Origin of the sequence: Micromonospora sp. RHAY321 (assembly GCF_023896955.1) — a bacterium.
In the GTDB taxonomy this organism is placed as follows: domain Bacteria; phylum Actinomycetota; class Actinomycetes; order Mycobacteriales; family Micromonosporaceae; genus Micromonospora.
In genome coordinates, this window is the sequence record NZ_JAMHIW010000005.1 from 1 (window position 1) to 11,662 (window position 11,662).

The following is an 11,662-nucleotide window of genomic DNA, read 5'->3' on the forward strand; positions in this document are numbered from 1 at the left end:
TCAGACCCAAAAGCCCAACCAGTCCGGGGTATAAATCATAATTGGCACTGGCTTATCAAGCACCCTGTTGAGTTCTCAAAGAACAACCACACACCGACCAGAACCCCACACCGTGAGGCCCAACTCGGGGCTTTCGTTCGCGTCCCCGCCGCTCAGTGGCGGCGGGCACTTTTACTACGTTACCTCACCGTCTTCGCCGTGTCAAACCGTGTGTCCCGGTCTGTCGTGCTTCGTACGGGTTGGTCCCGGCGCACTCACGCAGCAGCGAACCGCTGCGTCAGGTCGTCGGATTTGGCAGGCCGGCCGCTGCGGTCTCCCGCTAGCTCGCCCGGTTCCCTGCCGGTCGTAAACCTTACCCGGTCGGCTTCGCCGCACCAAATCCGCCTCGCGGCCGATTCGGCGAGCCCCGCCCGGACCGTGTCTCACAGGAGCGAACCCCTGCCTGACCCGGCTGCCAGCCCGATTCGGTGCTTCAGGACTTCGTCCCGTTTGCCCCGTTCCGCGCTGGCAGAGAGAAAGTTACGCGTCTGCGGGTTTGATCGTCAAATCCGGGGGGAGCGTCCCGCGTCACACTCGCTGCGCCGAGGCGTTTCCCCAGGTCAGCGCGACCTGGTGGTTTTCCTCGACGGAACGCGGGCGCGGCTGGGCGGGTCGTCGGTTCACCCGGTGTGACCGGTCGGCTCCCGACTGGCGGCCCCGCAGGCCGTCAGGCCACCGGGCGCTGCTGGCGCCGGCGGGCGGCGAACCAGGCCCGGATGCCGAGGACACCGACGGTGGTTCCGATCGCCAGGGACGCGCCGATCAGCAGGGCGTGCACCCACAGGAAGCTGGTCGCCGCGCCGTCCCCCACCGTTCCGGACGCCCAGGAACGCGGGTCCTGCCAGATGGCGACGGCGAACCTCGGCCAGATCACCCAGGTCCAGATTCCGACCCCGACCAGGAAGACGGCCCACCCACGCGACAGCACCATGGCAGCCGAGTATGCCAGCGGACCTGCCCACCCAGCTGCGACCTGTTACGGGCGGCGATCCTCCCGCACTCGACACTGCCGCCGTTTCCGCTCCCAGCCGGATGGGCACTGCGGAACGGGACAGCCGAAGACCGTCACCGGAGGTGTCCCGTGCAACCCTCGACCTTCAGTCCCTGGGACTGGCGCGACCCGTCCGCCCTCGCTGGCGGGTACACGCAGACGACCCCCTCGGTGACCCCTCCGGACAACACCGACGGTGGGCACGACGGACCGGACGCACCCGGCCCCGGCACGCCGATCGACCTGGTCGGTTACCGGGTTCAGGCGACCGACGGGCGGATCGGCACCATCGACGAGGCGAGCCACGAGGCGGACGCGCGGTACCTGGTTGTCGACACGGGTCCATGGATCCTCGGCCACAAGGTGCTGCTCCCGGCCGGCACGGTGGCCCGGGTCGACCACCTGGACCGCAGCGTGCACGTCGACCGGACCCGGCAGGAGATCAGGGACGCACCGCCGTTCGACCCGGGGTCGGCGGGCCCGGAGTACCGGGAACGCGTCGGCAGCTACTACGCGGAGCGCTACCGGCCACAGGAGTCCGCGGACCCCGAGCGGGAGCGCCCGACCGAAGCCGCCGACCCGCGGCGCTGAGCCACCGACCGGGCGGTGCGGGCGCGGCACCACGGGTACCGTGAAGCCGTGGTCCGGACGAGCAACTGCACGCCGGAGGCGGTCGAGATGGTCGACTGCCTCCCGCTCGGTGTGGTGCCCGGGTTCCCGATCAGCTCCGGCGATGGCCGTGAGCAACTCCTCGACGTACTCCGTGCTGGTGGTCTGCGGTACCGCGCCGGCGCGCGATGGCGGACGGCTCGCTGAGCCGACCCGCTGACCGACGGGGCGAATTCGTCCCGCTCGGCGCGCGCCCACGCGTCATCCACCTTCCGCACGAGAGGCACACCACCATGTCCGTCGCACGAATGCTCACCGGCGACCGGCCCACCGGCCGCCTGCACCTCGGCCACTACGTCGGCAGCATCGCCAACCGGGTGCGGCTGCACCACCGGTACGAGAGCTTCTTCATCATCGCCGACCTGCACATGCTGACCACCAGGAACCGCCGCGAGGACATCGACCAGGTCTCCGGCAACGCCCGCGAGATGGTGACCGACATCCTCGCCGCCGGCGTCGACCCGGCGCGGGCCACGTTCTACCTCCAGTCGGCCATCCCAGAGGTGGGCGACCTGAACACACTCCTGCAGAACCTGGTGACCGTGCCCCGACTGGAACGGGTGCCGTCGCTGAAGGACATGGCCCGGGACGCGGGCAAGGAGGAGATGCCGTACGGGCTGCTGGGCTACCCGGTGCTCCAGGCGGCGGACATCCTCTGCGTGAAGGGGGAGGTGGTCCCGGTCGGCCGGGACAACGCCGCGCACGTCGAGGTGACCAGGGAGATCGCCCGCCGGTTCAACCACCTGTACGGGCCGGTCTTCCCGGTGCCCGAGCTGATCCCGGCGGACACGCCGAGCCTGGTGGGTACCGACGGCGCGGCCAAGATGAGCAAGAGCCGCGGCAACACGATCGCCCTGTCCGACGACGCTGCCACGGTGCGTCGCAAGGTGCTCGGCATGTACACCGACCCGAACCGGGTGCGGGCCGACGTGCCGGGCACCGTGGAGGGCAACCCGGTCTTCGCGTACCACGAGGTGTTCAACCCGGACCGTGACGAGGTGGCCGACCTGGCCACGCGTTACCGGGCCGGGCGGGTTGGCGATGTGGAGGTCAAGGAGCGGCTGGTCGACGCGTTGGAGCGGTTCCTGGCGCCGATCCGGGAGCGTCGAGCCGAGATCGAGGCCGACCGGGGGCTGGTCGACCGGTTGATCGTCGAGGGCACCGAGCGGACCCGTCAGGAGGTCCGGCAGACGCTGGTCGAGGTCCGGCGGGCCATGGGGCTGACCGGGGCGTACCAGCAGGTTCGTCGGCGGGCCGAACGGAGCCGACGGCGGACGGACGCCCCGGTCTGAGGCCGGGGCGTCCGGTCACCGACGCTGCGCCGGATCCGCCACGCTCGCACCCGGCGGGACTCAGCGGATGTGGACGTCCGCCAGGTCCAGCGTGATGGGCGTCCAGGAGAGGTCCGGGGTGCGGTCCTCCTGGCGGATGTGGATCCGGCGCCGCGTCGGGACGACCAGGCCGTCGACCCGGGTGTGCCCGCTGACGTAGTGCGCGGTGGGCGAGTAGCCGTTGACCGCCGGTTGGTAGTCCATCCGCCGCAGCAGCCCGCTGTCGTCGAAGTAGTACAGCTGGGTCTCGTTGTGGGTGTCCACGTTCTCGGGGAAGGTGACGCTGAGACCCCGCCACACCTCGCCGTTCTCCGTCCACGGCTCGACCTCGTGGGCCTCGACGCCGGGCCACGTGAACAGCACCGGCTCGACCAGGTAGTGCCAGGTGGCGTAGGCGCGGAAGTAGCCGGCCTGGGCGATCGACCACTGGCTTTCCAGGGTGTACCCGTCGAAGCTGGCCCGGGGATGGTCCAGTTCCTCGGTCAGGGTGCCGTTCGCCGCGGTGACGGTCACACGATCGGCCTCGCGGTCGTACTCGACGACCTGGCCGCTTCCCTGATCAACGTGCCGGACCTGCTGCCGGTGCAGGTCGGCCTCGACCAGTTCGGTGCTGGCGAAGTCCGGACGGCCCTTGAACTCCCAGAACGGCCCGTCGTAGGTGACCCGGGCGGTGAGGGTCGAGGCGGTGTTCCAGCGGTCCAGACCGCCGTGTCGCTCGACGACGTGAGCGAGCAGTGCGTCCATTGCTTACTCCTAAGTTAGGACCGGTCGGTGCGACCGTAGCACCGGACGGTGGGCAGCGACTAGAATCGGGCCGTGGCACAGCGGAGTTATCAGGACGCCTGCGGGGCGGCGCGCGCGATGGACCTCATCGGCGAACGCTGGGCCCTGCTGATCGTCCGAGAGCTGGTCTTCGGGCCGAAGCGCTTCGGTGACCTGCGGGCAGGCCTGCCGAAGGCCAGCCAGAACGTGCTCAGCCAGCGGCTGCGGGAGCTGGAGCAGTCCGGCATCGTCCGGCGGGTCCAGCTCGGGCCGCCGGCCAGCGTGCACGCGTACGAGCTGACCGAGCGGGGGCGGCTGCTGGAGTCGACGCTGATCGAGCTGTCCCGCTGGGGCGCCGGCCTGCCCGACGAGTCGGACGGCGAGATGAGCACGGACGCGTTCATGCTGCTGCTCAAGGCTCTCTACCGCCCTCCGACCGGCGAGCCACTGACCGCTCGGCTGGGGCTGCGGGTGGGCACCGACGCGTTCGACGTCGGGGTGAGGCAGGACACGATCACCGTGGTCCGCGGCCGGACGAGCGAGGCCGACGTGACGGTCACCGGCACGGTCGCCGCGCTGCGCGATCTGATGTTCGGGGGCACGCCGGTGCGGTCGGCGATCTCCCGTGGCGCGATCGAGGTGCAGGGCGACATCCGGGTCGCCGAGCGGTTCTTCCCCCTCTTCTCGCCGCCGACGGACGATGAGAGCGGCTGAACGGCCGATCGATCGGTTCCCGCTTGCCGCAGACTGCGAGGATGAGGAGGATTTCCGGCTTTCGTCCGGTCCCGGCTGCGGAAGCGCACCGGACCTCGATGTTCGAGATCTTCTTCGACCTGGTCTTCGTCTTCGCGCTCACCCGGGTCATCACGTTCATGGCGCAGCCACCCACCGCGCTCACCCTGGCACAGGGGCTCCTCCTCCTACTGCTGCTGATCTACTCCTGGGGGCCGTACACCTGGCTGGGGAACCTGGTCCGCCCGGACGTCGGCCCGGCGCGCGCGGCCACCCTGGTCGCGATGGCGGCGATCTTCGTGGCCGCGCTGGTGCTGCCGGACGCCTGGGAGCAGGGGCCGGAGGTTCTCGACGCGCCGCTCACCCTCGCGCTGGCCTACGCGATCGGCCGGGCGGTGCAGCTCGTGGTGCTGTTCTGGGCGAGCACGACGAACGCGCCGCTCCGCCGGACCCTCCGGTTCTTCACGGTGCCGGTGGTGCTGGCCTGGATCCCGCTCGTCGTCGGCGCCTTGCTCGGTGGCATCGCCCAGACGGCGCTCTGGACGGTGGCGTTCCTCGTGGACATCGGAGGCGCCCGGTTGGCGTCCGCCTACGAGCCGTGGCCACTGCGCAGCGTCGACCACTTCACCGAGCGGTTCGGCCTGGTGCTGATCATCGCGCTCGGCGAGTCACTGATATCCGCCGGTGCCGGGCCGAGATCGATGGCACCGAGCAGCCCCGCCCTGGCGGCGGCGCTGCTCGGCCTGACCTGCACCGTCTGCCTGTGGTGGCTCTACTTCGACCGGCTGGCGCCGGCGGCACGGCAGGCTGTCCGAGGGGTGCCGGGCGAGCGCCGGGCCGCCGTGGCCGGCGACGCGTACGGCCTCGGTCACTCTCCCCTGATCATCGGTGCCATCTACGTCGCGCTCGGCATCGAGCAGGTGATCGGTCAGCTCAGCGAGGAGGCGTCGCACCCCGACCGGCTGGGCTGGCCCGCCGCCACCGCGCTCTACGGCGGCACCGGCCTCTACCTGATCAGCCGACTGGTCTTCCGTCGGCTCACCATCCGTACCGTGCACCCGACGCAGGTCGTCGCCGCGCTGCTGCCACCGGCACTACTGCCCCTCGGGCAGGCCCTGCCCGCACTGGCCTCGCTCGCGCTGCTGACCGTCCTCCTGCTCGCTGTGACCTGCCACGAACAGTGGGTCGAGCGACGCGATCCCCCGCTCGAACCGGCCGACGGGTAGGCCGGGAAAGATCTCCGACTGCCGTGTCGACATCCCCGGTGTCCGTTCGTCGTCATGCTGTACGGCGACCCCCGCCGCACCGAGAGGAGCCGGAACGTGAAGTACATGCTGCTGTTCATGAGCCCGACGACGGAGTGGGAGACGTCCGTCGACGGGTGCGACTTCGAGGACTGGATCCGCTACGACCGCGAGATGAAGGACGCCGGCATCTGGGTGTCCGGGCACCCGTTGCAGGACCTCACCACCTGCACGACGGTGCAGGTCGGGCCGGCCGGCGAACGCACGATCACCGACGGGCCGTTCGCCGAGACCCGCGAGGTGCTCGGTGGGTACGACATCATCGACGTGCCGGATCTCGACGCCGCGCTGGAGTGGGCGGCCCGCAGCCCGGGCGCCCTCGGCGGCGGGTCGGTCCAGGTGCGTCCGGTCGCCGAGATCGAGGTGGAGGTCTGACGGTGTCGGGCGAGGAGGCAGCCGGGGCGCGGCCTGTCGGGTCGTCCGTGGAGGCGGTGTTCCGGGAGGAACGCGGTCGGCTGCTCGCCTCGCTCGTGCACCGCTTCGGCGACCTCGACCTGGCCGAGGAGGTCGCCTCCGAGGCCATCGAGGCGGCGCTGGTGCACTGGCCGACCGGTGGCGTCCCGAGCCGGCCGGGTGCCTGGCTGCTCACCACGGCCCGCCGCCGTGCCGTGGACCGGCTGCGCCGCGACCGGGTGCTGGCCACCCGGCTCGCCGTGCTCCGGGCGGAGGCGGAACGGGCCGCGCCGGCTCCGCCCGCGGACGCGGACCGTGACCTGCCCGACGACCGGCTGGCACTCTTCTTCACCTGCGCGCACCCGGCCCTGCCCGCCCAGGATCGCGGAGCCCTCACCCTGCGCTTCCTCGCCGGCCTCACCACGGTCGAGGTGGCGCGGGCCTTCCTGGTGCCGCCCGCGACCATGGCCCAGCGACTCGTCCGGGCCAAGCGGAAGATCCGCGACGCGCGCATCCCGTTCCGGGTGCCCGGTGCCGACGAGCTGCCCGAACGTCTGCCCACGGTGCTCCAGGCGATCTACTCGGTCTTCACCGAGGGTTACGCCGCCAGCTCCGGCCCGGACCTCCAGCGCATCGACCTCGCCGAGGAGGCCATCCGGCTGGCCCGAATCCTGCGTCGGCTGCTGCCCGCCGAGCGGGAGGTCGCCGGGCTGCTCGGGTTGATGCTGCTGGTCCACGCCCGGCGCGCCGCGCGTACCGGGCCGGACGGCCAGGTGATCCTCCTCGACGACCAGGACCGCGGACGCTGGGACCACCCCATGATCGAGGAGGGGCGCGGGTTGGTGGTGATCGCGCTGACCGGCCGGTCACCCGGGCCGTACGGGGTGCAGGCGGCAATCGCCGCGCTGCACGACGAGGCCGCCGACGTGGCCAGCACCGACTGGCCGCAGGTGGTGGCGCTGTACGACGTACTGCTCGGTCTGGTCCCCTCGCCGGTGGTCGCACTCAACCGGGCCGCGGCGGTGGCCATGCGGGACGGGCCGGAGGCGGGGCTCGCCCTGCTGGACGGGTTGGCCGACGATCCGCGGCTGCGCGGCTACCACCTCTATCCGGCGACCCGGGCGGATCTGCTGCGTCGACTCGGCCGGTACGGCGAGGCCGCGGCGGCGTACCGGAGCGCGCTGACGCTGGTCGGCACCGAGCCGGAACGGGCGCAGCTGCTTCGCCGGCTCGAATCCGTCACCACCGACGGGCCGTCCGACTGACCTGAGGGCCCGGCCGCCGCCCCTGGCCGGCCACGGCAGGCGCTGTAGCCTGCACCGGTGAGTCTGACCGTGCCACCCGGCGAGTTCGCGGCGTACCTGTTCGACTGTGACGGCACCATCGTCGACTCGATGCCGCTGCACTACCTGGCCTGGCAGCGGGTCCTGGACGAGTGGGGCTGCGAGTTCCCGGAGGATCTGTTCTACGCCTGGGGTGGCCGGCCGGTGGCCGACATCATCGCCACCCTGAACGAGCGGCACGGTCTGACCATGCCGGTGGCGACCGTCATGGAGCGCCAGGAGAGCTACTACCAGGAGCTGCTGCCACAGCTCGCCGCCGTGCCGGAGGTGCTGGCGCACATCCACGACGCCCACCAGCGGGTGCCGTTCGCCGTCGTCTCCGGCAGCACCCGGGCCTCGGTCACCGCGTCCCTCGACGCGCTGGGCCTGCTCGACCGGTTCGACGTGCTGGTGTGCGCCGACGACTACACGCGGGCCAAGCCCGACCCGGAGGCCTTCCTGCTGGCGGCGGCGCACCTCGGCGTACCTCCGGGGTCCTGCCTGGTCTTCGAGGACACCGACCTGGGCATCCAGGCCGCGACCGCGGCCGGCATGGCGTCGGTACGCGTGCCGCACCCCCGCGAGCGCTGACCGCTCAGCGCCGCTGCCGGTCCAGCGAGCGCTGGTGCCGACGCGACGCCCGCTGGTGTGCGTGCGCCAGCAACCGGTCGACCTCGGCCAGGCTGCGCGGGCCCGGGTTGAGCACACACGCCCAGCCGTGGGTGCCGTAGACGGGATGGGGCACGACCTGGTCGAGGGCGCTGAAGTCGACCACGGAACGGTGGTCGTCGGACTGCGCCGGCGGATAGCCGAACACGTTCTGGAACTCCTCGCGGCCGAGGTCCAGGCTGAGCCGGAAGATGCCCGGCCGATCGAGCTGCGAATCCTCGTCGAAGCCGGCGGTGTCCTGCCCGACGAGGGTGGCGAACGGCCGGCGACGGTCCGGGCCGACGAAGAAGAACCGGTCGCCCCAACTGGAGCGCGGGGCGCCCGACGCCTCGTCGGCCCGTACGACCGCCACCTCGGGCAGGGCGAGGATGAGATCGGCGATGTCGTCGGCGCCGAGGCCGAACGACCAGGCGGCGGGCATTGATGAAGAAGCCATGACCTTCACCGTATCGTTGAACCACCCGTTGAGACTTGTACGCCCGAACGCTTCAGGGAGCGGTAGCTGAACCCTCAAAAAGCAGGACACGCCTACCGGCCGGTCGACCTGGCCCGGGAGCACGGCATCTCCAGCCAGGCGGTCCGCAACTACGAGCACGACGGCGTCATCCCCGCCGCCCGGCGCACGCCGAGCGGCTACCGCGCGTACACGGAGGTGCACGCGGCGGCGCTGCGCGCCTACCTGGCGCTGGTGGCGGGCCACGGATACGCGGGCGCCGGCGAGATCATGCGGGCGGCCGTCCGCGGTGACCTGGACGCCGCCCTGCGCGCCGTCGACAGCGGTCACGTGCAACTGGTACGCGACCGCGAGACCCTCGACGCCGTCGAGGCGACGATCGGGGTGCTCACCGCCGCGCCCGCGCCCCGCCCGCCCGGTCGGCCGCTGACCGTCGGCGACCTCGCCCACCGGCTCGGCGTGACACCGGCGACCCTGCGGAAGTGGGAACGGGCAGGCGTCCTGTCCCCGGCGCGCGACCGCACCTCCCGCCAGCGCCTGTACGGCCCGGACGACGTCCGGGACGCCGAACTCGCCCACCTCCTGCGCCGGGGCGGTTACCTGCTGGACCACATCGCGACGGTGATTCGGCAGGTACGCGCCGCCGACGGCCCCGAGCCACTCGTGGCGTCCCTGCACGCCTGGCGGCAGCGGCTGGCCGCCCGCGGCCACGCGATGCTCGTTGCCGCCGGCCACCTCGCCGACTACCTCGCGGCGACGAACGGTGACAGCCCGGCCGCCCGGCGCTAGACGATCGTCAGCAGCAGCTTGCCCGGGTGGGAGCTCTGGAGCCGCCGGTGCGCCTCCACCGCCTTGCCGAGGGGGAACGTCTCGGCGACGTGCACCTGGAACGGTCCGGCCTCGATCAGTTCGTTGAGGCGCTGCAACTGCTGCGGGTTGGCCACACCGTCGTACGCCCGGACCGACATGCCGGGCCGTTCGCTCGGCTCCGGCTGCACACCGTGGGCGTACGCGACCACGCCGCCGTCGGAGAGCGCCTCGGTGAGCCGGTCCAGCGTCTTGCCGCCGGCCATGGCCAGGATGCCGTTCACCCCTTCCGGGGCAGCGTCCCGGATCCGCGCCAGCACCTCGGCTGGGTCGCCGTGGCCGTCGAGGGACACGTCGGCACCGAGCCGGGTCACCAGCGCCACCCCGTCCCGCCCGGAGGCAACCGCGATCACGTTGAGCCCCTGGCGCTTGGCCAACTGCACCGCAAGGTGACCCTGCCCGCCGCTCGCGCCGAAGATCAACAGCCAGGCACCGGCCGGCAGGCTCAGGGTGTCCAGCCCCGCCAGGGCGGTCAACGCGTCGGTGGGCATGGCGCCGGCGTGCTCCACCGGCACACCCTCGGGCAGCTTGGCCGCGTACTGCGCCTTCGTCACCGCGTACTCGGCGTAGAAGCCGCCCTTCGGTCGGGTGGTGGCGGACACGTAGACCAGGTCGCCCGGCGCGACGTTGGTCACCTGGCTGCCGACGGCGACCACGGTCCCCGCGCCGTCGGAGCCGGGCACGATCGGGAACTCGGCACCTTCGGGCACCAGCACGCCCTGGCGCTCGTACGCGTCCCACACCCCCACGCCGGCGCTCCACACCTTGATGAGCAGCTCGTCGTCAGCGACCTCCGGTACCGGCAGCTTCCGCAGGCTGATCACCTCCGGCCCGCCGAACTCGTCGAAGGCCGCAGCCTGCATCCGCTCGGGCACATCTCCGTCAGCCATCTGGATTCCCTCTCCGCGCCGGCATCACCCGTCGCAGCATGCCGGCTCCGGGGCGGACCCGGTCCGGGCCCGCGCACCGTTCACCCACAAGGGCGACCGCCGCCGGCCGGTGGCCTCGGGCACGGATGGGATGTCTACGCCTCCTGGCCGCGCAGCGCCTGCTCGACGGCGTCGCGCACCCGGGCGTCCTCACGCGCCTTGCGCGCGACGCGGTTGCGGCGCCGGTACAGCAGCGCGCCGACGAGCACGGCGATCAGCACGACGAGCACCAGCACGAGCATCCACGGCAGTGCCCAGCCGTGCGCCGTGACCTGGACCGGCTTGAGCGGGGTGATGGAGCCCGACGCGTCGGAGAGCAGTGGCGTGAGGGTCGCGGTCGCCGCCAGCCGGGCCGTGGGAGCGACGCCGTGCACGGGCACCGTCACCTTCCAGCTCTCACCAGGCAGCAACTCCGGGGGTGCGGAGATCCCGCCCGCCTTGACCCGCAGCGACCCGAACGGGCCCGAGACGGACACCGCCTGCTTGCCGGCGAGGGCGGCGTTGCCGGTGTTGCGGATCGTGTAGCTGACGGTGGCGTCACCCTTGCTGAACGGGTTGAACGTGCCGCCGTACGTCACGTGGAGGTCGTCGATCGCGAGGCTCGGCTTCAGCTCGCCGCCGACCCGCAACTTGATCCGGATGCCGAGGCGCCGGTCCACGTTGATGCCCTCGGCCTGTTCGGCCTGGGTCAGCGAGGTGAGGATGCCGCCGACGTAGTCGCCGGGCGTGGCGTTCTCGGGAACGCTGATCGTGAAGGGGACCTGGGCGGTCTTCCCAGGCTGGATGGCGACGCTGCCGGTGCCGGCCCGGGCCCAGGCCCCGATCGCGGTCGACGTCTTGTCCCGCGGGAGCAGGTCGAGTTGACCGGCCTCGGTCGTGAAGCCGTCGGCGGCGTACACGGACAGCTTCAAGGGCGCCTTGCCGCGGTTGGCGACGACCATCTCGTCCTCGACCACACCGCCGGGGTTGACGTTGTAGCTGTAGCTGGACCGGGCCGCGCCGTAGCTGTTGGAGGCCGTCCGGACCGTCCAGGCGACGTCGCCGTCCGCCGCGAGGGCGGGGCCCGTGGCCAGGCCGGCGACGGCGGAGGTGGCGAGCAGGGCCAGAGTGGCCGTACGAAGGAGTGTGGCGGTCGTGGTCTTCCAGCGCCTGACGGACGCGTTCATGTCGGGTCCTTGAGGTGATCTTGGGAGGCTTGCA

14 protein-coding genes are annotated in these 11,662 nt (G+C 71.8%); 9 read left to right on the plus strand and 5 right to left on the minus strand.

The window, feature by feature from the left end:
• Nucleotides 1-706: 706 nt before the first annotated feature.
• Nucleotides 707-970: an SCO4848 family membrane protein gene (locus tag M8C17_RS13455; protein ID WP_252416794.1), complete on the minus strand. Its 264-nt coding sequence runs from the start codon at nt 968-970 to the stop codon at nt 707-709.
• A gap of 150 nt (nt 971-1,120) precedes the next feature.
• Between M8C17_RS13455 and M8C17_RS13460 the strand changes: the two genes are divergently transcribed.
• The 3 genes from M8C17_RS13460 to trpS all read left to right on the plus strand — a co-directional run bounded on the left by M8C17_RS13460 (nt 1,121) and on the right by trpS (nt 2,991).
• Entirely contained in the window at nt 1,121-1,621 is a 501-nt protein-coding gene (locus M8C17_RS13460) for a PRC-barrel domain-containing protein (RefSeq protein WP_252416795.1), read from the plus strand.
• A 48-nt stretch (nt 1,622-1,669) separates the two neighbouring features.
• Nucleotides 1,670-1,846 carry a hypothetical protein gene (locus M8C17_RS13465; RefSeq protein ID WP_252416796.1) on the plus strand — a complete coding sequence of 59 codons (177 nt, stop codon included), beginning with the start codon at nt 1,670-1,672 and terminating at the stop codon, nt 1,844-1,846.
• A gap of 86 nt (nt 1,847-1,932) precedes the next feature.
• On the plus strand, nt 1,933-2,991 hold the full coding sequence (trpS, locus tag M8C17_RS13470; protein WP_252416797.1) for a tryptophan--tRNA ligase: 1,059 nt from the start codon (nt 1,933-1,935) through the stop codon (nt 2,989-2,991).
• Between the two features lie 60 nt (nt 2,992-3,051).
• On the opposite strand, the gene M8C17_RS13475 is transcribed toward trpS, so the two are convergent.
• Nucleotides 3,052-3,774, minus strand: coding sequence for a hypothetical protein (locus tag M8C17_RS13475; RefSeq protein WP_252416798.1), 723 nt, complete (start codon nt 3,772-3,774; stop codon nt 3,052-3,054).
• A 72-nt stretch (nt 3,775-3,846) separates the two neighbouring features.
• On the opposite strand from M8C17_RS13475, the gene M8C17_RS13480 reads away from it, so the two are divergent.
• From M8C17_RS13480 to M8C17_RS13500, 5 genes are all read left to right on the plus strand, one after another.
• Complete coding sequence (locus M8C17_RS13480; RefSeq protein ID WP_252416799.1) at nt 3,847-4,506, plus strand: winged helix-turn-helix transcriptional regulator; 660 nt, start codon at nt 3,847-3,849, stop codon at nt 4,504-4,506.
• A 41-nt stretch (nt 4,507-4,547) separates the two neighbouring features.
• Nucleotides 4,548-5,750, plus strand: a complete 1,203-nt coding sequence (locus tag M8C17_RS13485) for a low temperature requirement protein A (RefSeq protein ID WP_252416800.1) — start codon at nt 4,548-4,550, stop codon at nt 5,748-5,750.
• 105 nt (nt 5,751-5,855) lie between these two features.
• Nucleotides 5,856-6,203, plus strand: a complete 348-nt coding sequence (locus M8C17_RS13490) for a YciI family protein (RefSeq protein ID WP_252417133.1) — start codon at nt 5,856-5,858, stop codon at nt 6,201-6,203.
• Between the two features lie 2 nt (nt 6,204-6,205).
• Entirely contained in the window at nt 6,206-7,486 is a 1,281-nt protein-coding gene (locus M8C17_RS13495; RefSeq protein ID WP_252416801.1) for a sigma-70 family RNA polymerase sigma factor, read from the plus strand.
• Nucleotides 7,487-7,543: 57 nt separating this feature from the next.
• A complete protein-coding gene (locus M8C17_RS13500; protein ID WP_252416802.1) occupies nt 7,544-8,134 on the plus strand; it encodes an HAD family phosphatase in 591 nt (196 codons plus the stop codon).
• A 4-nt stretch (nt 8,135-8,138) separates the two neighbouring features.
• On the opposite strand, the gene M8C17_RS13505 is transcribed toward M8C17_RS13500, so the two are convergent.
• Nucleotides 8,139-8,648: a DUF6194 family protein gene (locus M8C17_RS13505; protein ID WP_252416803.1), complete on the minus strand. Its 510-nt coding sequence runs from the start codon at nt 8,646-8,648 to the stop codon at nt 8,139-8,141.
• A 66-nt stretch (nt 8,649-8,714) separates the two neighbouring features.
• On the opposite strand from M8C17_RS13505, the gene M8C17_RS13510 reads away from it, so the two are divergent.
• A complete protein-coding gene (locus M8C17_RS13510; protein ID WP_252417134.1) occupies nt 8,715-9,455 on the plus strand; it encodes a TioE family transcriptional regulator in 741 nt (246 codons plus the stop codon).
• On the opposite strand, the gene M8C17_RS13515 is transcribed toward M8C17_RS13510, so the two are convergent.
• Nucleotides 9,452-10,423, minus strand: coding sequence for an NADP-dependent oxidoreductase (locus M8C17_RS13515; RefSeq protein ID WP_252416804.1), 972 nt, complete (start codon nt 10,421-10,423; stop codon nt 9,452-9,454). The two genes, M8C17_RS13510 and M8C17_RS13515, sit on opposite strands and share 4 nt — an antisense overlap.
• A 134-nt stretch (nt 10,424-10,557) precedes the next feature.
• Nucleotides 10,558-11,628, minus strand: coding sequence for a WxL protein peptidoglycan domain-containing protein (locus M8C17_RS13520; RefSeq protein WP_252416805.1), 1,071 nt, complete (start codon nt 11,626-11,628; stop codon nt 10,558-10,560).
• Between the last annotated feature and the right edge of the window lie 34 nt (nt 11,629-11,662).

Bases quoted from the DNA above. Each gene is read 5' to 3' on its own strand.
- M8C17_RS13455 (WP_252416794.1), bottom strand. From the start codon at position 970: ATGGTGCTGTCGCGTGGGTGGGCCGTCTTCCTGGTCGGGGTCGGAATC.
- trpS (WP_252416797.1), top strand. From the start codon at position 1,933: ATGTCCGTCGCACGAATGCTCACCGGCGACCGGCCCACCGGCCGCCTG.
- M8C17_RS13475 (WP_252416798.1), bottom strand. From the start codon at position 3,774: ATGGACGCACTGCTCGCTCACGTCGTCGAGCGACACGGCGGTCTGGAC.
- M8C17_RS13485 (WP_252416800.1), top strand. From the start codon at position 4,548: ATGAGGAGGATTTCCGGCTTTCGTCCGGTCCCGGCTGCGGAAGCGCAC.
- M8C17_RS13490 (WP_252417133.1), top strand. From the start codon at position 5,856: ATGCTGCTGTTCATGAGCCCGACGACGGAGTGGGAGACGTCCGTCGAC.
- M8C17_RS13505 (WP_252416803.1), bottom strand. From the start codon at position 8,648: ATGGCTTCTTCATCAATGCCCGCCGCCTGGTCGTTCGGCCTCGGCGCC.
- M8C17_RS13515 (WP_252416804.1), bottom strand. From the start codon at position 10,423: ATGGCTGACGGAGATGTGCCCGAGCGGATGCAGGCTGCGGCCTTCGAC.
- M8C17_RS13520 (WP_252416805.1), bottom strand. From the start codon at position 11,628: ATGAACGCGTCCGTCAGGCGCTGGAAGACCACGACCGCCACACTCCTT.